We start from the raw sequence: 25,529 nt of genomic DNA, 5'->3' as shown, positions 1-25,529 counted from the left end.
GGCGTCGCGTACCAGCTCGGCCGGTGTCGGCGCGGCGAGCGGTGTCGGGACAACGGCCGGAACCGGGGAAGGCGAGGCGGCGGCTTCGGCGATGAGCTCGGCGGGGTCGCGTGGGGTGGGTAGCGCTGACCCTCCGACGTCCGTGGATGCCGGGTCGATCGGTGCGGCCCCGTCGGCGTCGACCGCGAAGAGGTCCAGTTGGGCGTCGTTCTCGCTGCGGCGGTTTACTTTCCGCTTGCTGCGCGTTCGGCCACTCTCTCGTCGAGCAGGTTCGTGAACGATGGATACAGCGGGTGCTGACGGGACGTCGGGTACGGCTGGCTGTCCTCGATCCTCGCCGCGATCAGGTGCGCTGCGAAGTAGCGGAAGTGCATCGGCCTCTCCTCCCAAAGAAGCTCCGTCAGGTCGCCCGCTTCCTTGTCCGGGTCCGCGCAGTTCAGCGGATTCCGCCAGCGTTCCGGGTCGCTCCTGTGGACCTGAATCCGCGCTCGATCCCGCTCCGCTTCCGCTTCCGAGCTCTCCTGATCCGGTGGGTACGCCTCCATCTCCTCTGGGAGCTGGTTGTAGATCTCCTCGTTGATCACGAAGTCCGTCGCCTGCTGCCACGCCTGATTGATCAGACCCACCTGCTCCAGGTACGGAGCCGGGTGCCCGTTCTCCCGCACGTACCGCGTCAACACCTGGTCCTGCATGTGGACCTTCATGTTGTCGATCCGCTCCGCGATCCGCTCGCTCTCCCGCTCGAGAAACTCCTGCTGATCCTCCGGGCTCAACTCCGTCGGCAACCCCACGTGCTCCAGGTAGAGCTTCATCACGTCCTGCGTTATCGGGTCGATCATGGGTGTCACTGTCCTCTCCATCGGCGAACATATCGAGCTGGTTGTCATCGGATTTCTTGGCCACGAGATCGCGCTCCTAGTCGGCGGTACGTCACCGGCCGCAGCCACCGTGCACGGTGGGGGCCGTTATCGTCGTCGGCGGGCCGGAGCGCGATCTCCGGCCCGCTACAGCCCTGGTGGGTCTAGCCGGACCCACCAGGGCCCATGTGGTGCTTGTGTCAGGTATCGGGACGGGTCAGTCGAGACCGTCGAACCACCCCGGCGGCGGCGGGAGCAAGCTCGCTCTCAGCGGCCTGGTGTCGGTGTGTTTGTCCTTGCTGCACAGATACATCGGCCCGTTCTCCGGATCGAGCAGCACGCGCAGGTGCGGGTCGGCGTCGTGCACCCACCATGCCGACGGCGCACCAGGGTTCTCGCTCGCCTCGGCCCCTTCCCACGCCAGCCATAGGTCGCGCAGCCGTCGGACGACCTCGTCGTGCCGCCACCACTGTGGGCAGAAGATGCGTCCGCTCTTGCCGGCTGTCCCGGACAGTCGGCGGGCGATGGTGGGGGAGTACCAGCGGTCGAACCACTCGAACATCGAGGAGTACTTGCGTTCCGGCGGCTCGGCAGCGGCGGCCTCGTCGTCGGTGTTGTCGTCGACGCTCACAGAAACGCCCCCACGCCGTCGGTCTTCTCAGTGCCCGTGCCGACGGTGTCGTCCGAGTCGGTCCCGGTGTCGATGTCGGTGTCGGTGACGCCGAATCGGGCGAGGGATGCGCGGATGCCGTCGGCGTTGGGTCCGTCGGACCAGTAGACCTTTTCCACCAGCACCGGCCGGTTGCCCGAGATCTGTACCAGTGCTCGTGTTTTGGGGATCGCGGCGAGGTCGTCGACGGTGAGGATCGGTTCCTTCGACCAGGACTGCGACCGTGAGGTCGATCCGGAGGCGAACATGCCGCCGTTACGCGAGTTCGACCAGCGTTCGACGTCGTGGTCACCGACGAGCGCGGACAGCTCGGAGAGGGTGGTCTTGTCCTTGAGGCCGCCGCCGTACCAGAGGAAGTTGGCGGCATCGAGGAGCTGCTTGACTCCGTCTTGCCCCCACACCCGTTGGGCTTGAGAGAGGTTCTGCACCACCGTCATCACGCAGATGCCCTGCGATCCGAGGTGTGAGTACCAAGCGGGCAACTCCGGCAGGCGGCACACGTTCGCGGCCTCGTCGAGGACAGCAAGCATCGGCACCCGCAGCCGCCCGAACGGGCTCAGCCGGGCGGTGCGTTGGGCGGCGTCGATGATCGACCCGATCAGCGCGGTCGTCAGCGCGGAGGACGAGTCGGGGCCTTCCTTCGACAGTGCGTAGAGGGTGTCGGTGCCGGCGACGAAGTCCTCGACGACGAACTCGTCGAGGCTGTGCGGGTAGCGCACGGTGCGGCCGATGGCGGTGTCGATGTAGCCGCCGTGGGAAAGATCCACCCGTGTCGGGGGCAGCACGCTCATCGCGTAGGACTTCTCCTCCAACAGCCCGATGAAGCGGCGCGCCATGTCGTACAGGCCGTCGCGCTGGCGCGGGTTCAATCCGCGCACCGATTCCAGGCGCATCGCCACGATCTGATCCCCGTGCAGCTCCAAAAGTCGCTGGGGGAGTTCGTTCTCCTCGTCGGAGAGCCACCCGTAGACGTGCAGCAGGTCGCCGCCGCCGGATGCGGCGGCGAACATCATCTGCGCGAGCAGCTCCTGCGCGCCGCCGTCGAAGTAGGCGTCGACACGGGCGGAGTCGTCGCGGGACGCAGCGGCGAAGTAGGAGGCGAGCTTGCGGGCTTTGACGATGGAGTCGACCGAGCGCAGCGGATTCCACCAGAACCCGTCACCGCCGGTGGCCGGCCCCTCGGCGATCGCCTGGAGGTCGTAGCGCCACACCCGGCCCAGTTCCTCCCGGACTCCGCGGGTGTGGTCGTGGCCGTCGCGCTTGTTCGAGGTGAACAATGCCGCCCCGGGTGCCCCGCAGAGCGCGTCGATCGCCAACGCCGCCGTCTTGCCCATGCGGGGTCCGGCGAGGGCGAACAGCATGTCCTCCCAGGACATGAACACCTTCTCCCGGCCGCGCACGGTGCGACCCACCACGGCGCCGGTGTCGCTGTCGGACAGCGTCTTTCTTGCGGCGAGGTCGGGGCGGAGCTGGCGCGCGCGGGTGCGGGCCTGGTTGCCGGTGACGCCGGTTAGCTCCGACGGCGAGGCCATCAGCTTGGCCTTGCCGTCGACCGCCGTGGTCCCACGCCCACGGCGCAGCACCGCAACACCGAGCACCGCTGCGAATGCTGCCGCCGCGGCGAGGACCAGGACGACCGTGGACAGAGTCGGCCACGTGAGGGAACCGGCCGCGACCTCGATCAGCGCCTGGACCGGATTGCCCGGCACCAGTGCCCCGGTGCCGGCGGCGGCGTGACCTGCCCACAGTGACCCGTAGGACACCAACACGACGGCGATCAAAGCCAAGACTGCGACCAGCGGGATCATCGACGACTGCGTGCCCGCACCGCGGGCGGTCGCGGCGTTCTTGGCCATCACAGATCCACCCCATCGTCCAGGTTCAGGGACCAGGTGCGGCTGCGTTCGACGATGTCGGCGACGTCATCACCGTTGTCGAGGTACTGACCCGCCCCGGCCAAGCCGGTAGGCGGAGCCGCCAGCTCGGCGCGGGAAACCGGCTCCCATGTCGGTTCGACGACGGCGTCGAGGGCGTCCTCGGCGACGGTCTCGAACTCCGCCGCGAGCAGCATCTCGAGCGCGGCGCTGCCGTCGGGGTCCGGTGTGAAGGTGGTCGCGGAGTCGAAGTCCGCACGCAGGCCGTCGACGTCGACCCCGAAGTCGACGAGTCGCTCGTGCCAGGCCGACTCGTATGCGTCTGCACGCATCGACGCCATCAGCGCGTCCTCCGACGGTGCGGTGTCCATCTCTGCGCGGGCGGTCGCGGAGACCACAGCTGCGGCGCCGGCGCACGCGGCAAGCCTGCCGATCGAGACGTTCATGGCCGCCGGGGCGAGCGCGGACGCACCTGACCGTTCGCGCCGTTGCGAGCGCTCGGTGCGGGTGGTGCGTTCGTCGAGACCGCGACGGGTCACGGCCTCGACGGCTGCGGCGCGGGCACGCACGTACGCCTCGCGGGCGATCCGATTGTGGTTCGAGTTGCTACTGCGAATGTTCGACATGAGGGGCCTCACTGGGAGCGTCGGCCAGCTCACGATCCGGTCGTCCCGTGCGATGCAAACGCGCAGAAACGACGGTCGTGCTGGATGGACGCTCGACCGTGACCCTCATCGACGGTCGAACAGGAATCAGCATAGGGCACCCGACCCGCTGCCGTGAAGTGTTGCTGACCCGGCGCGGCTCAGTTTCATGTGTGGACGGGCCTTCGAGCGGATGCGACATCGCGCATCCGCTCGACTGTCCAACCGTCGCAGGGCTCCAAGGGTTCCTCGAACCGCCACATCTGGGACAAGGCCGTCAGCGTGTTCGGCAAGGAGAAGATCATCGAGGTGTTAATCAAGAAGTTGACCTGAGATTGTCGCGGCAGGCCGCTCCGCTTGGCGTCGTGAGGTCGGTGACCTGCGAATTCCGGTACCGATTCGGTAACGGCAATCTACTCGCTCAGCGTGTACATCGCTGGTGATCGCCAGCCGTTCCTGCCCGTGAGCCCCACCGTGGGCGATAAGTGATCCGTATCTGTCACCGTCGCGCCCTACGCTTTTGTTCAGCACCAGGTGAACCCAACCTCCAAGTCAGATCACCCGGTGCCGACCACACGAAGTCTCACGAAAGGAGACACATGGCAGAGGGTAGCGAGTTGCACCGACGCCCGGTAACCCCCGCAGGTCGATTGGTGATCGTTATGGCGCTGATCGCGGCCGTAGCGCTGGCTGTGCAGGTTCCCGGTATGACCACAGCGATCGTCGTGACCACGCTCGGGCTTGCCGGGGCGGTGATCAGCAGCCGATGAACGAAGCGCAGAAGCCCGCACCCTTGATGGATGCGGGCTTCTGTGTTCACTACAGGTCTGACACGAGGCGCCTATCAGGCATTATGTCATAATCTCAATTATCGGCAATGAATATCGTTGTCGGGTGCTGGTCGTACATGGACGCGGAAACTAACTCGACAGGGTTGCGCGGAGCGTTTCTAACTAGGCGTGGCCCGAACACGTACAACGTCTGTTCCAATAGGTACCTAAAGGTTCCTTCGCTGAGGTCGAGTAAAGCGAAAAAATGTAGTAGTCGCCGTCGGACACTAGGGGACTCCCCAAGTGCGGTCAGAGGCGGCCGCGTGTGCCGCGATGTCGAGGCGGTATCCCGGATGTTGCCGGTTCAGTACGACGAGTTCAGTGGCCTCGGCGACATCGAGGAAGCAGCGGACCGCTTCGGCGTTGACCGGGTCGAGCCTGGCCGTGGCCCGTGTCGGTGTGGTGACACCGGCACTCAGGTCGAAGGTGCTCGATACGGTGGGTTCGACGATGGTCGGCCAATCCGCAGTCGTGTGTCCGAAGAACCTGGTCACGATCGACCACTCCTTCGGAGTCGACGACCCGGCAGCGATCATGGCCAGCGACACCACCCTCACCAGCCTTGCACTACCCCGTCCCCGATTTCAGGCAGATGTGCGGGTACTTTCGACGCAACCGCTTGATCGAGGAGACCGCAAAACTGATGGCCACGACCAACGCAGCCCTGATCTGGAGCATCGCGAACTTGATGCGCGGACCGTTCCAACCGAACCAGTACGGGGACGTGATTCTGCCGCTGACGATCTTGCGCCGATTGGACTGCATCCTCGACCCGACCAAAGCGGAGGTGCTCACCGAGTTCGGTAGGCGTAAGCAGTCTGGTGTTGCGCTTAAGCCGTTCTTGACCGCGAAAACCGGTTATTCATTCTACAACACTTCCAGGTGGGACTTCCGAAAGCTGGTCGCAGACCCGGAAGGGTTGGCCGACAATCTGGTCGACTACATCGCGGGCTTCTCCTCAAACGTCGGGGATGTCTTCGACGGCTTCGGTATGGACTCGTTGATTGCGGATTTGGACAAGAAGAACCTTCTATTCTTGATTGTCAAAGAGTTCGCGAACGTCGACCTGCACCCCAACGTCGTCTCCGCCCACGACATGGGATACATCTTCGAGGAACTGATCCGTAGGTTCGCTGAGTCGAACAACGCGCAAGCCGGTGACCACTTCACCCCACGTGAGGTGATCCGGTTGATGGTCGAGCTGCTCTTTCAGAACGATGATGAAGTGCTAACCAAAGCTGGCATCGTCCGCACTATCTACGACCCCGCAGCCGGCACCGGCGGCATGCTTTCCGTCGCCGACGAGCACCTGCACGACATGAACCCCAAAGCCCGACTCGTCATGTACGGCCAAGAAATCAACGCCCGCTCCTACGCGATGTGCAAGTCCGATATGATCATCAAGGGCCAAGACATCGACAACATCTACCTCGGCAATACCCTCACCGACGATGCACACGGCGGCAACACCTTCGACTACCTACTTTCCAATCCACCCTTCGGCGTTGAATGGAAATCGGCACAAAAAGCAGTGACCAACGAGCATATCCAGCGAGGACATGCCGGACGCTTCGGGCCGGGCCTGCCCCGAGTGTCCGACGGATCTTTACTGTTCTTGATGCACCTGATCTCCAAGATGCGCGCACCTCGTGACGGCGGCAGCCGGTTGGCGATGGTCCTCAACGGTTCGCCATTGTTCTCAGGCGGGGCCGGGTCGGGAGAATCAAATATTCGCCGCTGGATCATTGAGAACGACTTGCTCGACGCGATCGTCGCGCTTCCGGTTGACATGTTTTTCAACACCCCTATCAGCACTTACATCTGGATCCTGGACAACGACAAACCCGCCGATCGCAAGGGCAAAGTCCAGTTGATCGATGGGGCGACAAAGTTTGGAAAAATGCGCAAATCGCTCGGCTCCAAGCGTAAAGAGCTTCGACCGGACGACATCGCAGCCATCGCCCAGCTGTACATCGACCAAGTCGATGAACAAGGAAGCGCCGATGCGCCGTCACTGTCCAAGGTGTTCAACGGTGCAGACTTCGGCTACTCGACCATCACGGTAGAACGCCCCCTGCAGCTGCGATTCGAAGTCACTGCGGGCAAGGTCGACGAAGTGCTCGCTCAAAAATCAATCGAAAAGCTGAGGGGCGAGGAACAGGCCGCGATTCGCGCAGCATTGACTTCGCTGATCGGTCGGGAGTGGAGCGACCGCGACGCTTTCGCGAACGAACTGAGGAACGTGCTTCGCAAGGCCGGCATTACAAAGCCCGGCGCACCGTTGGTCAAGACGGTCTGGTCGATAGTAGGCGAACACGACGGCAATGCGGTCGTCTGTACTGACTCCAAAGGCAGGCCCGAACCGGACCCGTCTCTCCGAGACACCGAAAACGTGCCGCTGACCGACGACGTCGAAGAGTACTTCGCCCGCGAGGTCCTGCCGCACGTGCCGGACGCGTGGATCGACCACGAGAAGACCAAAGTCGGCTACGAGATTCCCTTCACGCGCCACTTCTACCAGTACATCCCGCCCCGCGACCTGACCGACATTAAAGCGGACCTCCAAATTCTTGTGAAAGACATTACCGAACTGCTCGCCGAGGTCGGAAAGTGAACATGCCCGCCTATCCAGTCTATAAAGACTCAGGTGTGCGATGGCTCGGACGCGTTCCATCGAGTTGGTCCGTGCAGCCGATAAACCGTCGTTACCAAATTTCGCTCGGTAAGATGCTTAACGGCAACATTTCGGTGACTGACGGAGACATGTTCCCGTACCTCCGCGCGGGTAACGTACAGCCGCGCGGATTAGACTTGACAGAGGTAAAGCACATTCATCTAGACACGCTCGAACGGAAATCGTTTACCCTACTCCGAGGTGATCTTGTTGTGGTCGAGGGTGGCGCGGGGTACGGCCGATCCGCTGTGCTTACTGAGGATCTTACCGGTTGGGGATTTCAAAATCACATCATGAGAGTCCGACCGAGGGGCGGGGATTCAACCCGTTTTCTCGACTACGTGATAAAAACCCTAAGCGGAAATGGGCATATTTCGACGCTAAGCAATCATGCGACTATTCCCAGTCTGTCATCGGAACAACTTGGACGTATTGTTATCCCGTTGCCGGAGGAGGCTGAGCAGGACGCAATAGCCAACTTTCTGGACCGCGAAACCACCAAGATTCATGCTCTGATGGACAAGCAAAACCAGCTGATCGCCACCTTGCGCGAGGATCGCAGCGCCACCATTGCACACGCTGTCACCAAAGGTCTGAACCCTGAAACTGAAATGAAAGACTCCGGTGTCGAGTGGCTTGGAGCGGTTCCGGCTCATTGGATAACGTTGCCGCTAAAGCGACTCTTAGCTCAGCCAATCACAGATGGGCCACATGAAACGCCAGAGTTTTTAGATGAAGGAATCGAGTTCATCTCTGCAGAGGCGGTGTCGACAGGCAAAGTAATATTCGACAAGCGCCGTGGGTTCATCTCCCACTCAGACCACCTCAGATACTCGGCAAAGTATTCGCCCCGGTTGCACGATATTTTCGTAATCAAGTCAGGTGCAACTACAGGGGTTGCCGCGATCGTCACCGATGAGAAGGTCTTCGACATTTGGTCACCGCTTGCAGCAATTCGGCCCACCGATCAGCACGACCCATTCTTCGTACTCAACTTCATCAGATCCGACCCGTTTCAGCGGGCGATTGCCTTAAGCTGGACATACGGTACACAGCAGAATCTCGGTATGGGTACGCTCGGAAACTTGCATGTCGCTGTCCCGCCGTTTAACGAACAACGCCAGATTGCCTCATTGTTGGAGGTCGCAGTTGGCAAGATTGACGCGCTGATCGACAAGGCCACTGAGATGATCTCCACATTGCGCGAGTACCAGTCGGCGCTGATAAGCGCTGTGGTTACCGGCAAAATCGACGTTCGAGAGGCTGCGTAGTAAATGGCTCAGCACAATGAGATTGAGTTCGAGCGGGAGATCTGTGAGCATCTCGCCGCTCACGGTTGGTTGTATTCGACCAACGATTCGGGTTACGACCGCGAGCTGGCGTTGTTCCCCGACGATGTATTCGGCTGGCTCGCAGAAACCCAGCCTGAGCAGCTCGCAAAGCACCTCAAACCAGGTATGACTGCTTCGCAGCTGCAGACTGCAAAGCAGGGTGCGTTGAAGGCGTTGGCTAAGACTCTCGACGCTGATCCGGTCAAGGATGGCGGCACCCTGTCGGTGCTTCGGCGGGGGTTCAAGCACATCAATGCCCAGTTTTCGATGTGCCAGTTCTCACCGAACAGCGCACTGAACGCGACCGCTGCCGAGAAGTACGCAAAAGTGCGGCTGCGGGTGATGCGACAGGTGCACTACTCGACGAGCTGCAACAACAGCATCGATCTGGTGTTCTTCGTCAACGGACTGCCCGTCGCCACCGCAGAACTCAAAACCGACTTCACCCAGAACGTTACCGACGCGGTCCTGCAGTACAAACGCAACAGGTTGCCGAAGGGCGAGCCCCTCCTTGCCTTCGGATCACGCGCATTGGTGCACTTCGCGGTCTCCAACAGCGAGGTGGAGATGACCACCAAGCTCGCCGGGCCGAACACGGTGTTCCTGCCGTTCAACCGCGGCAACCAGCATCACAAAGGCAACCGGGCGAACCCCGAAGGCTCCCCCACCGCGTACCTGTGGGAGACAATTCTGCAGCGCGACACGTGGCTGGACATCCTCGGCCGGTTCATGCATTTGGAGATTCGCGACAGCGTCGACCCGATCACGGGAAAGAAGTCGCGCAAGAAGACGATGCTGTTTCCGCGGTATCACCAGTGGGAGGTCGTTACCCGCCTCGTCGAGGCCGCTCGCGCCGAGGGGCCGGGCCACAAGTATCTGATCCAGCATTCAGCAGGATCCGGCAAGACCAACTCCATATCGTGGCTGGCGCACCGGCTGTCGGGGCTGCACAACATTGCCGACGAGAAGGTGTTCGACTCGGTCATCGTCGTCACCGACCGCACCGTCCTCGACTCGCAGCTGCAGGAGGCGATCAAGCAGATCGACAAGGTGCACGGCGTCGTCGCCCACATCGACGGGCTCGGCGGCTCGAAATCGCAGCTGCTCGCCGATGCCCTCGCGGCACGGACACCGATCATCATCGTCACCATCCAGACATTCCCCTATGCGCTGGAGGCGATCGCCGACCGCGCCGAACTGGCATCACGGTCGTTCGCGATCATCGCCGACGAAGCGCACTCTTCCCAGGCCGGCGAAGCATCGAAGCGACTCAAGGACGTGCTCTCCCCGGGCGATCTGGCCGATCTGGCCGACGGCGGCAGCATCGATGCCGAGGACGTCATGGCTGCGCAGATGACCGCGAGGGCGTCGACACCCAACGTCTCGTTTTTCGCGTTCACGGCCACCCCGAAGGGCAAAACACTGGAGCTGTTCGGCCGGCCCGGCCCGGACGGGCTACCGACTCCGTTTCACTTGTACTCGATGCAGCAGGCTATCGAGGAGGGCTTCATCCTCGATGTGCTCACCAACTACACCCCATACAAGACTGCGTTCCGTCTCACCCACAACGGCCGGGCGTACGAGAGCGATACCGACCGCACAGGCGGGACCGTCGCGGTCAAGACCGACGGGCCGGCGGACCAGAACCTGGTCGACAAGTCCGCCGCGATCAGCTCGGTGATGAATTGGGTGAAGCTGCACCCGACCAACATCTCCCAGAAGGTACAGATCATCGTCGAGCACTTCCGGGCCAATATCGCCTGGCGTCTCGACGGTAAGGCCAAGGCGATGGTGGTCACTTCCTCCCGCAAAGCTGCTGTCCGGTACAAGGTTGCTTTCGACAAGTACGTCGCCGAGCACGGCTATACCGACGTGGCCGCACTGGTCGCCTTTTCCGGGGAGGTCATCGACGCCGAGTCCGGGCCGGACAAGCTGACCGAAACGTCGATGAACCCGGGGCTCAAGGGCCGGGATCTGCGCGACGCGTTCGACACCGATGACTACCAGGTGATGTTGGTGGCGAACAAGTTCCAGACCGGGTTCGATCAGCCGCTGCTGGTGGCGATGTACGTGGACAAGAAGCTCTCCGGTGTGGCGGCGGTGCAGACGCTGTCCCGGTTGAATCGAACACTGCCACCGAAAAAGGATCAGACGTTCGTCCTCGATTTCGCCAACGATCCGAAGGACATCGTCGACGCGTTCGAGCCGTACTACGAAGCCACCACCCTGTCCGGGGTGACCGACCCGAACATCATTCACACCCTGGCCAGCAAACTGGACATGGCCGCGATCTACGCCGACAGCGAGGTCACCGGCTTCGCGGATGCGTTCGTGGCAACTAAGGGAAACAATGCCTTGACCCGGTGGATCACCCCGGCCAAGCAACGGTTCCGCGACGGCGAGAATCAGGCAGCCGGCAACAACGATCAGACTGCACGCGACGAGCTGGACATGTTCCGCAAGGACGTCTCGACCTACATCAAGCTCTACGACTTCCTGTCCCAGATCGTCGATTACGAAGACCCTCAGCTCGAAGCCCGATCACGGTTCCTCAAGCATCTTGCCCCGACGATCACGAGCGAGCAGATCAACCACGAGATCGACCTGTCGACAGTCCAGTTCGATTACATCGACCAGCACAAACAAGCCACCGCCGCAGCGAAGCTGACCGGGGACGCCACTGTCGATCCGATGCGCGAGGCCGGCAGCGGCGTCGTGCGCGATCCCGAGCTGGTGCGGTTGGAGGAGATCATCGCCAAGATCAACGACCTCTTCTCCGGCGAGCACACCGAGGCGGACGCCAGAGCCGTGGTAACCCACATCCGGGACAAGCTGACCGAGAGCGAGACGCTGCAAGAACAGGCGCGGGCGAACTCGCTGGCGCAATTCTCGGCGAGCCCGGACATCAAGACCGTATTCACCGGCGCAGTGATCGAGTCCATGAAGGCTTCCGAGGATCTGTCGGGGCAGATCCTGTCGAGCGAGAGCATTGCTCAAGCTCTGCTCGACGGGCTGCTGCCCGAGATCTACCGTGCATTCCAGGGCGCGTCTCAGAGCAGTGATCGAGTTCAGGCGCCTCCGTTTTGACATCGAGAGCCCTTATCGGTCGAGTCCGAGTCAACCCGGGGTGGTCGTACCCGGCACCTACCGGGTGACCGTGATGCCCAGCTCGTGCCGCAGGTAATCTGCGGCACAGGCGACGTCGGAGCGAAGGTCTTGAGTGGCGGCGTCCGTGCCGACGCCAGGGCGTAGGACCCTTACCGCGGTGGTGGCGGCGGACTCGGTGATGTCGATCGACAGTGCGGCCTGTAGCTCACCGAGCGTGCGTTCCGCCGTGCTGCAGGTGGTGTCCGGGTGAAGCGGGCTCGGGTCGTCGCCGAGTTCGCGCCTACCGAGATTCGTCACGGCCACGGCCGCGGCGGCGTCCAGTAGCGTCCGCGTGTTTCCAGTTCGGGCCTCACCATCAGGATTGGGCGACATCACGGCCGGCTGGTTCCGGACAGGGGGAAGATGGTCGAACGCGATGTCGGCGAGCGGGATTCCGTAGTCCCAGCTTGCATCGCCCAGTGCATTCCACGCCTCGATCTCGGCGTGGGCCTGCTGCAGGTGGGTCTGAGTCGTGGGGGCGGTGGCGTAGAGCTGCAGGTGGTCGTTCATTTGGTCGGCGCTGCGCAGGACCGGCCATGCAGACATGATGCTGCCGCGGCCGTGCAGGTGCATCGCGTCGAGAACTGTGGTCAGCACCTGCTGTGTGCGGTACACGGCGACGGCAAGGAAGTACTCGTACCCGACGAACCAAGCCTCGTCGTCTCGGCCGGGCACGTCGGGCACGGCGTCGCGGCACTCGACGTCGAGGCGGGCGAGGACGGTCGATGCGAACGCCGACACCATCCGCGCCCGCATGAGATCGGAGCACTTCTCGCTCACAGGAAAGGCGCGGTGGTAGTCGCGGACGGCGGCAGCGATCGCGGGTCGGGTGGGCCTGAGGCCGGTCATTGCTCTCACCGCCCCTGACGTGGGGTGGTGCAGCGCAAGAAGTCGGCGCGGTCCAGATAGTGGCACCACAGGCCACGGTTCGGCACCCATGGGCCACCGCGTTGGCATTCCCATCGTGCCACCTCGGTGTGCGTCTGATCCTTGCGCTCAAGCGCCCACTCGAGCGCCGGTGTGAGGTCACTGTCCCCGGTAGCCAGCACGACGGCGTTGTTCTTGCCGGAGAGGTGCGCCTGCATGAAGTTCAGGGTGACCATGGTGTCGATGCCCTTCTCTTTGTTGGTTCCGGTGCGTGCGTCGTACCGAAGTGGGCGTGTGTCGACTCGGACCCGCCGATCTCGCCGCCACCGCGTGACCATCGCCATCTCCTGGTCGTGCCGGTAGCGGTCCACCGACCGGTCGCACACCCCGATCGCCACCGTGACACTCGTGAGAACCGAGGGGCGACGGCGCTTGCCGACAATGACCTCGGCCAGCCTCCCCACTTCGAGGTCGCGGGTGCTCTCGGCTCCCCACCCCTGCATTTCCTTCATCGAGTACAGGATGTTCGCCCCGTCGATGACCACATGGACCCTCTCGGGGGCAATCAAGTTCTCGGCGCGAACGCTGTGGCTCATAGGTGAAAGTGACATTGTTTCCTCCTGATAGGAATTGTAAATTGAATTACGGTAAACACGCTGAGTGTTCGTCGTGGCCATTGTCTACACCCGCACTGGGGGGATGTCAAGAACGAGTTTCGGGCACGGCGAATATGCACTCTGAGCTGCACATACGGTATTCGGTATCTATTGGTATTGCGAATTTTTATAATGGCAGCAATAACCTGCTAGCTAGACAAGAAATGAATACATCAATTACGTTGCGAGGCTATTTTATGTAGGTTTGACACAGCGACAACAAACCCTTGAGTAGGTTGCGTCGATAGGCGGGGCCGAGGAGGACACTGGAGACGAATGGCGGAGGGAGCGACGTCGAGGGCTCGCCTGAAAGCGGGCCGGAGGATATGGCAGTTGCTCGAACCCGGTCACACGTAGGTTGGCTGGATGGACCAGCGTCTCGACGATGACACATCGATGTCCCGTGTGCCGGCCGATCTGGACGACCTGCTTCACCGTCCATTCGCGCCGCAGAAAGCGTTCCGGTACCCCGCGGCGCGGTGGTCGAAATGGGTGGGCCACCTCGATGGAGTGTCCGACGTGCTGGAAACGCTCCCGTCGGAGCTCGATCGTGCCCTCGCTGCCCGGCGGATTGACGAGCTGCTCGCCGACAACGTCGCGGGAGCCTTTGTCGTCGCGATGATCTGGGGACACGGATCCTCCGGGTACGGGCCCTACCGCACAGCGCGCATCCTCACCGACTCCACCGCACCCGCCAGTTCGCCGCTCTCCGAAGGCGTAATCGAAAAGCTCACCCGATCCGTCAGCGTCGCGCAGGACGGTGATGCGGTGCTCGGCTACAGATTCCTGACCCATGCCTCGCCTGTCAGGGGCCTGGGCCCGGCGTTCTTCACGAAGTGGCTGTACTTCGTCACCGCACGAGGCAATCCGACATCCCCGCTCGCCGCACCCATCCTCGACGCCCTTGTCATCAACTGGATGCGCAAGCACGCAGGAGTCCGCATCCGGGCGGGATACACCATCGACTACCGCGTCTACCTGGATCACCTCACGGCGTGGGGCGCGGCGACCGATCACACACCAGTCGAAGTGGAAGAACGCATCTTTCGCTTGATGCGGGACGACGGAGCAGTCCCCGCCGACCCCTCCCCCGGTGTCGAACGGACGCACCCATGACCAATCCCGTGCAACTACGACCAATTCCACGACCAGGTGACATCCGGACCCGGTCGGCTCCCGCCGCGGTCAGGAACATCAACGAAACCGAGTGACGAGCGCCCTCGAACTCGACGTTCCCGCTAACGACGCGTGCGTTGTTGACCTCGCCTACCCACGGCTAGGTGAGACTCCCGAGGGCACAAGCTGTCCATATTCACTCAGTCACGCCTAAGGTTCAGACTGTGGCAAAACGCATGATTGTGGAACTGACCGACGACATCGACGGTAATGGCATCGCGGAGGGAACCGGGGAGACCATCGAATTCTCCGTCAACGGCGTCGACTACTCGATCGATCTCAAAGACAAGAACGCCAGCGAATTTCACCGCAAACTCGACTACTACATCGAACACGCGGAGCGTGTCGGCGGACGTAAGCGTCGTACCACTCCCAGCACTGAAATTTCAGCAGGTACGGAAACCGCGCCAGCGAGGCGAGACCCCGCACAAACCCGAGCAATCCGAGAATGGGCAAACTCGAACGGCCACGATGTCAGTGACCGAGGCCGGATACCCGCCTCCATCATCGCCGCATTCGACGCCGCCCACTAGCCCTCACAGGCTGCTGCTGGTGATCCGGTAGTTGCTGACCTTCCACTCGCCCGCGTCGTCGGTCAGGGTGATGGTGGCGGTGTAGGTGGTGTACGGGGTGGCCTGCCCGGACTGGTGCTGCACGGTTTGCGCAATGGTGATTGGCACTGTGGCGGTGTCGCCGTCGACGGCCGTGTCCCCGTCGGGCCGCACGACGGCGGTGAGGGTGTCGCCGCTGCGTGCCCACGCCGCCCACTCGGAGATGGGTTTCGGGGCCGGTGAGGGCGGTTGTGCGGCGGCGGTGGCTATCGGGCCGGTGAGGTGCCCGGTCTGGGTGTGCAGGGCGTCCCAGGTCGAGTCCTGCACTGCTGGTTGCCAGGTGAACACGCCGGCCATGACGACGGTGGCGACGTCGACCGGGTCGGTGCCGACGGGGTCGATGGTGAATCCGGCGTCGGTGCCACCGTCAGCGGGGGTGTCGTCGGCGTCGCCGGTGACCCACAGCGCGACGGCGGTGCCGACGGCGACGATCAGAACGACGGCCAGGGCGGCGAGCACGGTGGTGGCGATGGGGCCTCGGCGGTGGTGGGTGTCGAACACGGGTGCTCCTTGTCGGGTCATCGGGGTCGGGTCATCGGGCGAGGTCGTAGTCGCCGGCGGTGGCGGTGATGGTGGTGACGTAGTTCTGCGTTTCCGCGTACGGGGGGATGCCGCCGAACTGCTGGACGGCGCCGGGTCCGGCGTTGTACCCGGCGAGCATCAGTTCCACCGGATCACCGGTGATGGCACCGGATTCCATTCCCGGGCGCAGGTCGTCGAGGACGGCGCAGTTGTACCGTCCTTGCGCCATGACTGCATCCCCGACGTCGTCCGGGTCTCCGGCTCCGGCGGGTCCGGTGACCTCGCCGGTCTCGTCGTCGACGGGGAATCCGTAGGACGCCCAGGTGCCGGGCAGGAACTGGGTGTAGCCGCGTGCCCCGGCGGGGCTGGTCCGGCCGGCCTGGAACCCGGACTCCTGCTTGATCTGTGCGGCGAGGACGGCCGGGGAGAGTTCGCGGCACTGCGCGGCGGAGAGCGGCAGCCACTTCTCGAACTCCGGTGGGATCTGACCGGCAGCGAGGTCGGCGTGGTCGCCGATGCCCGCGCCGGGTGCGGTGGTGCAGGTGCCGTTCGCTTTCGGTGCCGATCCCGCTCCACCCGGTACCGCCCCGTATCTCTGGCCGGGTGCGGGCGGTCCGTGGCCGATGGTGGTGACGTGGACGTGGTCGAAGTGATTCTGGGTCGGTGATCCCCTGTCCTCCATGATGTTCGGCTCACCGTCGGCGGGGATGTACTGCTGTCGCCAGATCATGTACTCGATCTGCAACACCTCACGGTTGGCCCAGAGATAGTCCTTGACCTGATCGCCGAGTGCTGTGCCTTCCTCGGAAGACCAGTTGTCGATCATGATGTCCGCAGCCCGACCGGAGGGGTGGTCGTCGAAGCCGCCGCCGTCGGCTCGCCACCCTCCGATGGTCGTGATCTGCGGGAACTTGGCGTGGACGGCGCGGGCGACGCGGACGGTGTCGACCTGGAAGTGCTCCTCGGACCCGACCGATGCCGGGAGTGCTGCCATCTCCGCGCCGCTCGCCGAGACGGCGACGTCCGGCGCGGCCGGGACCGGCGATGTGGTCGACGGTGAGTTGCCCGGCGCTCCGGAACCGGTTGCCCCGGAACCGGGCTCGGCGGCCGCGGCGTAGAACGGTGCCGGGTCGACGGCGTTGCCGGGCGCCCACCCGCCGGGGTGGTACTCGAAGTGCAGGTGCGCTCCGGTGGTGTCGCCGTTATTACCCTCGTTCGCGATGTGCTGTCCGGCGGTGACCCGGTCCCCCACTTTCACGAGAACACCGTCGGGGAACATGTGCCCGTAGACGGTGGAGACGACCTGTCCGCCGATGTTGTGGTCGAGCACGATCCACTGCCCGAATCCCTGCGCGTCACCGGCCTTGGAGACGATGCCGTCGGCGTAGGCGTAGATGGGGGTGCCGATCGGTCCGGCGAGGTCGATGCCGTTGTGTTGTGTTCCCCACCGAGGGCCGAAGCCGCTGGTGAGCTGCGCTTCCCCGGTCTTCATGGGTTTGGCGAACGACCCGGCCGGGACGCCCCCGGCCGATGGCACGGAAGTGCCCGACGGCAAGCAGTCCTCGTCGTCACTGGGGCTCAGAGTGGTCACGAACAGGACCACGAACAGAGCCGCCGCGAGAACCGCGACGAGAGCGACGATCCCGCCCTTCTTCACCGCCGAGCCCCGCTCATGACCGACTCGGCGGCCACCGAGCGCGGTGCGGCGGCGGCGAGCCGGTCGGTGAGGGTCCGGTTGACGGCGAGCAGTCGCTCGATCTCGGCTTCGGCGGCCCGCAGCTTCGCCACGACCTCGTCGGCGGCAGGGGCGCGGGAGGGCCCGAACTCGGTCTTGATCCACCGGTTCACGGTGTTGACGTGCGCGCCGATCTGTTCGGCGATGGCGGTGACGCACTGGTCGCGGGAGGCGTAGTTGGGGCGCGAGGACCGGTAGGTGGTCAGCGCCCAGTTCCGGACGTCCGCCTCGTAGCGGGGTCGCATCAGAAGTCCCCTGTCCCGGTGTGGGCGGCGACGAGGTCGCTGCGGTTGCCTTGGAAGTACTCCGCGAAGCGGGCGTTGGTGTCGTGGACTCCGGTGTCGAGCTCGACGTCGGTGAACACCGTCTGGATGGGGACGCCCGGGGTGTTGTCCTTGGCGACCTTGATCAGAAACTTGCCTCGCCCGATGGGTGCGCGTGCGGTGCGCCGTTCCGCCGAGCGCAGCGGGGCCCCGCGGGACCAGGAGGTCACCATGCTCGCTTCGGCGGGGGTGAACTTGAGCTCGCCGGAGAGTCGTTCGACCTCGCCGATGGGCAGGCCGCCGCACACGACCATGCCGGCGCGGTCGATGAACCCTTTGGCGGTCTTGATGTCGGCTTCGGTGGGCAGGGTCTCGAGGTCGCGGCCGGTGTGGGTGATCATCAGCAGACCGGCACCGTCGGTGCGGTTGAGTCGGGAGATTTCGTTGACGCGGGCGACCATGCCGGGGCCGGCGCCGATGACCTGCCACAGCTCGTCGAGAGCGAGCAGGAACAGCCGTTGGCGGTCCAGTCCGGCGTCGGCGAGCAGGTGCGCGGCCTCGACGGTGCCGTAGGCGTCGGCCCAGCAGGAGAGCATCACGGCCGCTTTGAGGGTGGTGTCGCCGCGGTCGAGGGAGGAGACGTCGATGACGATCATCGGTGCGTCGAGGTCGAGCGGTTCGGAGGTGTGGTCGGCGAAGATGTCACCGAGCGGGCCGGAGATGAGCGCGCCGAGCGCCTGCATCAGTTCCGTGATCTGTTCCCTGTATCCCTCGCGCGTCGTCTGGTACGCCGCGCGCTGCATCGCCGCGGATCCGGCGTCGATGCGCTGGTACAGATCGACCAGCAGCGGTGGCCGGTCGTAGCTGAAACCGCCGTCGGAGTAGAGCTCGTCGAGGGCGGTGCCGATGAGGGAGTTCTCGAACGCCTTCACCGAGTGGGTGTCGTAGCGGATCAGCTCCACCAGGGCGCACACCGCGTTGACCTGCCGGGTCCGCACGGTCAGCTCCGCCGTGCCGATCAGGTCGTCGAGCTGGGCGACCCTGGCGCGGTCCCCGGTGCCCGCGGCGTCGACGCGGGCGCGGCGGATGCGGGCGACGGCTTGCCCGAGCGTGCCGGCGGCGAGTGGGTTGAGGTGCCCGCCGCCGTAGCCGAGGGTGACGACCTGGCCGCCGACGAGTCGAGCGAGCTTGACGTATTCGGCCTTGATGTCGCCGGCGACGATGGGCGTCTGCCCCCACGCGATCGCACCGAGCAGGATCTTGCGGATCAGCGAGGACTTGCCGAGCCCTGGCAGGGAGAGGACGAACATCGACGGGTTGGCGATGTGGTTGTCGCGGAAGTAGGCGAACGGGTCGCACGAGACGGCCTCGCCGGTGATGGCGTGCTGCCCGACGATGGTCCCCGAGGCCGGTGCTGCGGCGCCGATGGACCACGGGTTGAACCCGCACACCTGCACCGACGACGCCTCGTACTCGATGGGCGCGGGCACGGCGAGCATCCGGCCCCCGCCCGGGCCGGTGTAGCCGCGGGAGGCGGCCCGCTTGGCTCCGCGCCACCAGGGATCACCGGTCAGTTCCTCGGCCGCGTCGCCGTGAGTGTTGCGCCACCGGGCCAACCCGAGGCCGGTGCGGGTCCACCAAGCCGGGTCGTCCTCGTCGCCGTCGGCGATACGCTGCGCCAACTCCTCGTAGTCGACGTCGGCGATCAACCAGCGCACCCCGCGAGGGAGCATCTGCAGTTCGACCTCCGCACCGTCGTTCGGGTCGAGATCGTGGCGAGGACTGGTGGCGATGCTCATGGGGGACCTTCCGGTGGGACGGCGACGGGCGGGGCGGGGTCAGCGAGAGGTGGGTGGTGCGGCCGGCTCAGCTGTGCCGCACCAGCGCCGAGGTGGTGACGTGGTCGGGCAGCAGGAACCCGACGCCCAGGCCGGCGGCGAACGCGGCGTCCTGGAAGCCGTGGGCGCGGCGCAGTTTGAGAAGGGCGCGGGTGCCGAGCGATTCGATGACCGCGGCGGCGTCCGCGACGTTGGCGGGATCGGCGACGGTGATCGTCACGAGAGCCGAGTAGCGCAGTTGTCCGGCCCCGGCGACCATCTCCTTGCGGGTCTGCGAGGTGATCTCGAGGCGCTTGTCCGCTTCGGCCGAGCTGATCTTCGCTCCGCGGGAGTTGATGGCGTGCAGGGCGTCCCGGTGCTGCTTCTCGACCTTCCTGGTCGCGTCGCCGGCGGAGAACGGCCGGTAGGTCAGGGTGAGCCGCTTGCGGAGCAGGTCGTCGTGGGGCTGGAGCAGCGGCTTGAGGACGGTGTCGGTGAACACCGATTCCGGCGGCGCGGCCATCTCGTAGACGACGGAGACGACACCGTCGTGCCGGTACTGCCCCCACACCGAGGAGGCGCGGCCGGGACCGGCGTCCTCCCACGCCACCCCGTGATCGAGGTAGGCGATGTCGAGTTCCTCGAAGTCGTTCTCCGTCGACGGGTTGTACGAGCGGTGCACCGCGGCGGTGATCTCCGCGGCGGTCATCGGCTGCGCGTCGATGCCAGCCCCGGCGAGGTTGCCGTAGAGGTCCGGCAGTCGGCGGGCGATCTCGGCTGCCATCTCCTCCGGATCGTTCTGTCGTTCCTTGGTGGTGGCGCGGAAGGTGATCGACAACCGGGCCAGGGTGCGGTGTCGGCCGGACGGCATCCGCACCGACGACTGCCGCACGAACGCCGTGGACAGCTCCGGTGCGTGCGGGACGACCTCACGCTCGACCAGGCGTGAGAGGCGCAGCCCGGTCGCGGGGATGTTCTCCACGACCACCTCGGCGCCGACGATGTCGCCCGGCAGTCCGAGGTCGGCGAGGTAGACACCCCACTCGGCGGTGTAGAGGTCCTTCTCTCCGCGGGCGACGGCTTCGTCGCCGCCGGGGAGGCAGTCGATGACGACGGTGTATCGCTGCTTCTTGGGGTGGTGGATCATCCCGAACTCATTGCCGTGCCGGTCGATTCCGACGTAGAGCTTGGTGTGCGCCAACCATCCGGGCAGCCGGTAGCGGCCGCCGGGGATCCGCGAGTGCGGTCCGGCGTGGTACTCGGCGGAGCGGCTGACGCGGCTGCGGAAGAACTGCATTCTCAGGTGGCCTTTCTCGTAGAGGGAGCGCCCGCCCGGTGCGATCGCCAGCGGAGCGAGGAGGACTGCGCCGATCGCCATGAGAGCGAGGCCGGCGGGGACGTTGCCCCAGATCATGACTGTGAACGCGACCGCGAAGAAGCCGCTCGCGTAGGCGATGACCTTGTTGGACAGCCCGAACGCGAAGGTGCTTTTGGGGCGCGTTCCGGCGGAGTAGATCGCCGGTTCCTCGTGGACTGCCGCAGTGGAGGAGAACGCGTGTGCGGTCATCGCTGAATTCGTCCGTGGTAGTTGCCGACTGCGCCGTCGGCGGCGGCGCCGAGACTCCCTGCGATCTGCGCGGCCCCCCGGGCGCCGGATCCGGCGGTGCGCACAGCGCCTGCGGCGCCGGCCAGGGCGCCACCCGTCGCCCGTCGTCCTCCGGAGGCCGCTCTCGACAGCGCGCCCGTGGGTCCGGACCGTCCCGACGAGCTGGCCGAGGCCGACCCTCCCGTGTAGCGGCCCTGCATCCCGGGAACCGGTTTCGCGCCGGTACCCGCAGCGCCCATCCCGCCGCCTCCCCCGCCGGACGACGGCGGTGAGATGGTGCGGGCCTTACCGCCCAGGGCGCGAGCACCGGTCGCGGCGGCCCCGCCCGCCAACGCGCCACCGGCGGCGGCGAGGCCCGCGGCCTGCGCTCCGCCGGCGGCGATGGTCTCCGCGGCCGGGGCGATGATTCGCACCAGCGTGGGCAGGGCGAATCCGACGATCGCCAGCAGCACCGATCCGATGATGACGGAGGACACCGCGTCTCCGGACGTCGCGGACTGCGCCCAGAACGCGAACAGGTACAGCAGGGTCGCGACGGGCTTGAACAGCAACGCACCGATGGTGAAGGCGATCATCGACTTGTAGGACGAGCGGCCGGTGGCGGTCGCCGACGATGCTGCGGCGAGCGGGATGACGGCGACGACGACGCAGAGCACCGCCTCGCGGATGAGCAGGGCGATGAGCTGGGCGACGGAGCCGAGGAAGGCGAATCCGGCGCACGCGAGGGCGAACACCGGTCCCAGGCCGGTTTTTTCGTCGAACGCGGTGATGGCGGTGATCTTCTCGTTCAGGTCCGCCCCCACGAACTCCTTCAGTGCGAACGCCGATGCGGCATCCCCGCCTTGGTGGAGCATGAGCACCAGCACCGGCAGGAGTGAGACGGTGAAAACGGTGCGCACCAACATGTTCGCTGTCTCCGTCGCCCCTTCCATCACGGCTTGTTTGCGGGCGATCGCGAGTTTGGTCATGGCGATGACGATGGAGGCGAACAGCGCCGCGACGGTGAATCCCGAGACGATGTTGCGCAGTCCCGACATCGCCGTCTCGGCTCCGAGTCCCGGGATGCCGGTGGTCATCCAGAACGTCATCACGGTGCGGAACGCTTGAGCGTTGCCTTCCATGACGGCTTTGGCGAAGTCGCCGACGGAGTCGCCCCAGAACACCGAAGCGGCGGACGACACTGCGGTGGACACAGCCGCTCCGGGGTTGTCCTCGAACGCATTGAGCAGGCAAAAGGTTTCCGGTACGAGGTCTCCGGTTGCACCGTTGATCAGGTCACCGATCCAGGGTGCGTCGGTCTCTGCCAGGCACTCGCGCCGATCCTGCTGAAATGCGTTGCCCTCATCGGCGATCCCGGTGATCGGGGCGACCGGGGGCGGGGTGGTCTCTTGGGCGACCGCGGTGCCGGCGCCGAGACCGAGCAGGACCAGGAGCAGAATCACCGCCGCGGCGATGCGCTTCACGAGAGTGCCCACGGGGTGAATCCGGCGATGTTCGTGACGTCGGGTGTCGCGGAGACCGAACGGTTGTCGAGTCGAGCGCGCCATTCGCCGCTGTCGTGGAACAGCGCAGCTCGCATCACGGTCCAGACGGGTGTGGTGCGCCGCTGGCCGTTGTCGTCGATGGGAATGTTGATCGCGTACTCGACGGAGGCGAAGTCGTCGGTGCAACTGACGATCCGGAACGCGTCGGGCGCGGGAAACGAGGAACCGCTGAGTCCTTCACCGTCCCAGGACTGGCCGGCCGACTTCTGCGCCAGCTCGTCGGTGGCGACGGTCAGTTTCTCGTAGGCGTCCTTCGCCACCGGGCCGGGTCCGTACACGCGGCCGATCCAGTTCCACCCGGCCAATGCCGCGCCCTGTGGGGTGCGGGAGTACCCGGTGAGAATGTTGCCATCGACACGGGTGGGGCCGTCGCTGGTGGAGACCAGCGTCGGCAGTCCGACGGTCTGCTGGATCTGCACGCCCGTGGGCGACGAGAGCGGTCCGGCAGTGTCGCACCCGCTGCGGTCGCCTTCCGGTTCCTGCGGGAGTGGTGCTCCGACCGGGTTGTTCGGCACGGTGACCTTGCGGCCGAGGACGTCCACGACGGGGGTGCCGAACCCGGTGCGGCCGTTGTCGACCGATCCGGGAGCAGAGGGGGCCGGTGCCGGTGCGGACGTCGTCGACGGGTCGGCGGTATCGGTGGCCGCATCGTCGTCCCCGAGGTTCGGGACGACGAAGACCAGGCCGCCGATCACGGCCAGGACGACGAGGACGGCGGCCGCGATCAGCAGGCGGCGGACGAGGGTGCTCATGAGGCAGCTTTCAGTTCGGTGTAGCCGGCGAGGTCGTCGAGCTCGGCGGCGTCGATGTTCTCCTCGGGAGTGGGGAGCACGATCCGCCAGTCGTCGCCGACCCACTGCAGGGCGACGGGGTAGCTGTAGAGCTGGGAGTCCTCGCCGATTGTTTGTGCCACCGACACTGCGGCGGTCGCCGTGTCGGGCTCGTAGGCGGTGACGTCGAAGCCGACGAACCGCGGCGCGGACGTCTCCGGCACGGTCCCGGCGACGGTGACGGCGGCGCGGGCGACCGCGAACGCGTCGCGTCCGGGGCCCGGTGCGGTGACGGTGTTGACCACTTCGGGCCAGGTGCGGTCGTCGGCGACGGCGAGTGCGGTCTGCCCGTTGATCGCGGCCAGAACGGCTCCCTGCGGGCTCTTGTCGTAGCCGTGGCGGGTGACTCCGTTCCCCGTCGACGGTCCGGCACTGGGCGAGCTGGGCACGGTGACGCCCCCGACGGTGCGCCACTCGAGGTCGGCCGGTGCGGAGGCGGTGTCGATCTGCCCTTCGGCAGGGACGGCGGTGTCGCTCGACTCCGATCCGCAGGCTGCGGCGATCAGGACGACGGCGATAGCGGGGCCTAGATGTGCGGATCGGGACAGCGTCACCGGGAGTACACCTTTTGTTGGGGGAGCGCAGCAAGGGCTTTCACGCCATGACTGCTTGGGCGAGTCCCGACGAGGAACCGATGACGGTGGCGCAGAGGAGGATGCGAGCGAGGGTGGCAGTCTCGACGATCTGCACCCCGGTGGACTTGCGCTGGTTGACAAGGATTGCCCCGCAGGTGATCAGGGCGGCCACGCAGACGATGATGCCGATCCACAACAACCATGACAGCGCCGTCATCAACGGGTTCCAAACCTCGGCGGGGAACTCCACCGGCTCGGTCGGTGGCTGCGCAAGAATGCTCATGGCGCTGTGCCGGGGACGACGGTGTCGGGAATCAAAACGCGAGGCCGTTGATCAGACCCGATGCGGCGCCTACGACCACGGCGCCGATGAGGTTCCACAGGAGCGCCGATCCGCCGTCGGAGCCTCCGTGCTTTTTCGACACTCCGAGTGTCGCGGCGGCATAGACAAGTGCACCGACCAGGTAGATGATGGCGCCCCACATCAACCACCCGAGCAGCATGGACACTTTGTCGCCGATCTCGCCGGTGGGTACCTGCGGGGTGACGTCGCCGATGTTCTGGGAGAGGAACAGGGTCGCGGTGGTGGTGAGCATGAGGTCCTCCGATGTCGGTAGCGAAAGGTGTCAGTGCGCGGTGGCGGTGGCGGTGGCGGTGGCGAGTCGAGCGGCGGCGAAGGCGGTATGACCGACGGCGACGAGGTCGGGGTGCGGGGCGGCCGCGGAGGTCACCGTGCGCATCCGGCCGGGCGGTGGTGGGTCCGGTTCGGCCGGTGACCACACCGCCAGATCCGAATAGGTGTGCACGCGCAGATCCGGCACCCACGGCAGGTGCCACGCCGCGGGTGCCGCGGACGCGACGACTTCGGCGTTGCGCCGCAGCGTCTTCGGCAATTTGCCCGGTGCGTCCGGGACCAGTGCCAGACCGAGGACCGTGCATCCGCCGGTGAGACCGGCGGCCGACTGGAGCAGCAGGTCGTGGGCGGCGGCGAGGCCGGTGCGGTGGGTGCGGGCGACGATGATCACCGACCTGTATCGGTCGTGAGCCGGCCACCCTCCGCGCGCGTCGGCGGCGGGTGCCCAGATTCGAGAGAGGGTGGAAACGCCCGCTCCCCCGTGCGCGCCGAGCAGCCACATCACCGGCGGTCGCCCGACACCGGCGACCGGTTCGGTGTGGATCGGTGCCTGCCGCTCGACCGGTGGGATGCGCAGACCGGCTGGGACGACGGGGGCCGATCCCGAGGTGTCGTCGCTGTAGAGCTCGTGATTGTCGATCGGTTGTGCGGCCATGTCGACGTCTC

At 65.3% G+C, this 25,529-nt stretch carries 24 protein-coding genes; 6 read left to right on the top strand and 18 right to left on the bottom strand.

Features of this window, described 5'->3' with window-relative positions; translation table 11 throughout:
- Nucleotides 1-224 precede the first annotated feature (224 nt).
- From HQ308_RS14925 to HQ308_RS14910, 4 genes are all read right to left on the bottom strand, one after another.
- Nucleotides 225-887: a hypothetical protein gene (locus tag HQ308_RS14925; protein ID WP_222646952.1), complete on the bottom strand. Its 663-nt coding sequence runs from the start codon at nucleotides 885-887 to the stop codon at nucleotides 225-227.
- Nucleotides 888-1,074: 187 nt separating this feature from the next.
- On the bottom strand, nucleotides 1,075-1,488 hold the full coding sequence (locus HQ308_RS14920; protein WP_222646951.1) for a DUF4913 domain-containing protein: 414 nt from the start codon (nucleotides 1,486-1,488) through the stop codon (nucleotides 1,075-1,077).
- The gene (locus tag HQ308_RS14915) at nucleotides 1,485-3,383 is read right to left on the bottom strand and encodes a type IV secretory system conjugative DNA transfer family protein (RefSeq protein WP_222646950.1); all 1,899 of its coding nucleotides are present in this window, start codon (nucleotides 3,381-3,383) and stop codon (nucleotides 1,485-1,487) included. The genes HQ308_RS14920 and HQ308_RS14915 overlap by 4 nt, the downstream gene beginning before the upstream one ends.
- Nucleotides 3,383-4,027, bottom strand: a complete 645-nt coding sequence (locus HQ308_RS14910; protein ID WP_222646948.1) for a hypothetical protein — start codon at nucleotides 4,025-4,027, stop codon at nucleotides 3,383-3,385. Before HQ308_RS14910 ends, HQ308_RS14915 begins: the two co-directional genes overlap by 1 nt.
- Nucleotides 4,028-4,644: 617 nt before the next feature.
- On the opposite strand from HQ308_RS14910, the gene HQ308_RS14905 reads away from it, so the two are divergent.
- A complete protein-coding gene (locus HQ308_RS14905) occupies nucleotides 4,645-4,815 on the top strand; it encodes a hypothetical protein (RefSeq protein WP_222646947.1) in 171 nt (56 codons plus the stop codon).
- Nucleotides 4,816-5,102: 287 nt separating this feature from the next.
- Here HQ308_RS14905 and HQ308_RS14900 read toward each other — a convergent pair whose 3' ends face one another.
- Complete coding sequence (locus HQ308_RS14900) at nucleotides 5,103-5,369, bottom strand: DUF2716 domain-containing protein (protein WP_222646946.1); 267 nt, start codon at nucleotides 5,367-5,369, stop codon at nucleotides 5,103-5,105.
- Between the two features lie 149 nt (nucleotides 5,370-5,518).
- Between HQ308_RS14900 and HQ308_RS14895 the strand changes: the two genes are divergently transcribed.
- The 3 genes from HQ308_RS14895 to HQ308_RS14885 are packed head-to-tail and all read left to right on the top strand — an operon-like array spanning nucleotide 5,519 to nucleotide 11,967.
- Entirely contained in the window at nucleotides 5,519-7,489 is a 1,971-nt protein-coding gene (locus HQ308_RS14895; protein ID WP_222646978.1) for a class I SAM-dependent DNA methyltransferase, read from the top strand.
- 2 nt (nucleotides 7,490-7,491) lie between these two features.
- Complete coding sequence (locus HQ308_RS14890) at nucleotides 7,492-8,820, top strand: restriction endonuclease subunit S (protein ID WP_261776158.1); 1,329 nt, start codon at nucleotides 7,492-7,494, stop codon at nucleotides 8,818-8,820.
- A 3-nt stretch (nucleotides 8,821-8,823) separates the two neighbouring features.
- The gene (locus tag HQ308_RS14885; protein WP_222646944.1) at nucleotides 8,824-11,967 is read left to right on the top strand and encodes a type I restriction endonuclease subunit R; all 3,144 of its coding nucleotides are present in this window, start codon (nucleotides 8,824-8,826) and stop codon (nucleotides 11,965-11,967) included.
- Between the two features lie 57 nt (nucleotides 11,968-12,024).
- Here HQ308_RS14885 and HQ308_RS14880 read toward each other — a convergent pair whose 3' ends face one another.
- Together HQ308_RS14880 and HQ308_RS14875 are read right to left on the bottom strand one after the other, a co-directional pair.
- Nucleotides 12,025-12,876, bottom strand: a complete 852-nt coding sequence (locus HQ308_RS14880; RefSeq protein WP_222646943.1) for a hypothetical protein — start codon at nucleotides 12,874-12,876, stop codon at nucleotides 12,025-12,027.
- A 5-nt stretch (nucleotides 12,877-12,881) separates the two neighbouring features.
- On the bottom strand, nucleotides 12,882-13,571 hold the full coding sequence (locus tag HQ308_RS14875) for an NYN domain-containing protein (protein ID WP_222646942.1): 690 nt from the start codon (nucleotides 13,569-13,571) through the stop codon (nucleotides 12,882-12,884).
- A 375-nt stretch (nucleotides 13,572-13,946) separates the two neighbouring features.
- Between HQ308_RS14875 and HQ308_RS14870 the strand changes: the two genes are divergently transcribed.
- Both HQ308_RS14870 and HQ308_RS14865 read left to right on the top strand, forming a co-directional pair.
- Nucleotides 13,947-14,666: a hypothetical protein gene (locus HQ308_RS14870; protein WP_222646941.1), complete on the top strand. Its 720-nt coding sequence runs from the start codon at nucleotides 13,947-13,949 to the stop codon at nucleotides 14,664-14,666.
- A 224-nt stretch (nucleotides 14,667-14,890) separates the two neighbouring features.
- Nucleotides 14,891-15,259, top strand: a complete 369-nt coding sequence (locus HQ308_RS14865) for an Lsr2 family protein (protein ID WP_222646939.1) — start codon at nucleotides 14,891-14,893, stop codon at nucleotides 15,257-15,259.
- A 3-nt stretch (nucleotides 15,260-15,262) separates the two neighbouring features.
- Here HQ308_RS14865 and HQ308_RS14860 read toward each other — a convergent pair whose 3' ends face one another.
- From HQ308_RS14860 to HQ308_RS14810, 11 genes are all read right to left on the bottom strand, one after another.
- Nucleotides 15,263-15,838 carry a hypothetical protein gene (locus HQ308_RS14860; RefSeq protein WP_222646938.1) on the bottom strand — a complete coding sequence of 192 codons (576 nt, stop codon included), beginning with the start codon at nucleotides 15,836-15,838 and terminating at the stop codon, nucleotides 15,263-15,265.
- Nucleotides 15,839-15,869: 31 nt separating this feature from the next.
- Nucleotides 15,870-17,516, bottom strand: coding sequence for a peptidoglycan DD-metalloendopeptidase family protein (locus HQ308_RS14855; RefSeq protein WP_222646936.1), 1,647 nt, complete (start codon nucleotides 17,514-17,516; stop codon nucleotides 15,870-15,872).
- Nucleotides 17,513-17,839, bottom strand: coding sequence for a transposase (locus HQ308_RS14850; RefSeq protein WP_222646934.1), 327 nt, complete (start codon nucleotides 17,837-17,839; stop codon nucleotides 17,513-17,515). The genes HQ308_RS14855 and HQ308_RS14850 overlap by 4 nt, the downstream gene beginning before the upstream one ends.
- Entirely contained in the window at nucleotides 17,839-19,656 is a 1,818-nt protein-coding gene (locus HQ308_RS14845; RefSeq protein ID WP_261776128.1) for an ATP/GTP-binding protein, read from the bottom strand. Before HQ308_RS14845 ends, HQ308_RS14850 begins: the two co-directional genes overlap by 1 nt.
- A 67-nt stretch (nucleotides 19,657-19,723) precedes the next feature.
- Entirely contained in the window at nucleotides 19,724-21,241 is a 1,518-nt protein-coding gene (locus HQ308_RS14840) for an SCO6880 family protein (RefSeq protein ID WP_222646932.1), read from the bottom strand.
- A complete protein-coding gene (locus HQ308_RS14835; RefSeq protein ID WP_222646930.1) occupies nucleotides 21,238-22,755 on the bottom strand; it encodes a hypothetical protein in 1,518 nt (505 codons plus the stop codon). The genes HQ308_RS14840 and HQ308_RS14835 overlap by 4 nt, the downstream gene beginning before the upstream one ends.
- The gene (locus HQ308_RS14830; RefSeq protein ID WP_222646928.1) at nucleotides 22,740-23,576 is read right to left on the bottom strand and encodes a hypothetical protein; all 837 of its coding nucleotides are present in this window, start codon (nucleotides 23,574-23,576) and stop codon (nucleotides 22,740-22,742) included. The genes HQ308_RS14835 and HQ308_RS14830 overlap by 16 nt, the downstream gene beginning before the upstream one ends.
- Nucleotides 23,573-24,208 (bottom strand): hypothetical protein, encoded by a 636-nt coding sequence (locus HQ308_RS14825; RefSeq protein ID WP_222646926.1) that lies wholly within the window; start codon nucleotides 24,206-24,208, stop codon nucleotides 23,573-23,575. Before HQ308_RS14825 ends, HQ308_RS14830 begins: the two co-directional genes overlap by 4 nt.
- 40 nt (nucleotides 24,209-24,248) lie before the next feature.
- The gene (locus tag HQ308_RS14820) at nucleotides 24,249-24,512 is read right to left on the bottom strand and encodes a hypothetical protein (protein ID WP_222646924.1); all 264 of its coding nucleotides are present in this window, start codon (nucleotides 24,510-24,512) and stop codon (nucleotides 24,249-24,251) included.
- 31 nt (nucleotides 24,513-24,543) lie between these two features.
- Nucleotides 24,544-24,825 carry a hypothetical protein gene (locus HQ308_RS14815; protein WP_222646923.1) on the bottom strand — a complete coding sequence of 94 codons (282 nt, stop codon included), beginning with the start codon at nucleotides 24,823-24,825 and terminating at the stop codon, nucleotides 24,544-24,546.
- Between the two features lie 30 nt (nucleotides 24,826-24,855).
- Nucleotides 24,856-25,518: a DUF6668 family protein gene (locus HQ308_RS14810; RefSeq protein ID WP_222646921.1), complete on the bottom strand. Its 663-nt coding sequence runs from the start codon at nucleotides 25,516-25,518 to the stop codon at nucleotides 24,856-24,858.
- Nucleotides 25,519-25,529: the final 11 nt, after the last annotated feature.

Origin of the sequence: Rhodococcus sp. BP-241 (assembly GCF_019836145.1) — a bacterium.
Classification (GTDB): domain Bacteria; phylum Actinomycetota; class Actinomycetes; order Mycobacteriales; family Mycobacteriaceae; genus Rhodococcoides.
The sequence above is the reverse complement of the archived record's forward strand: the minus strand, read 5'-3'. Positions and strand labels throughout refer to the sequence as shown.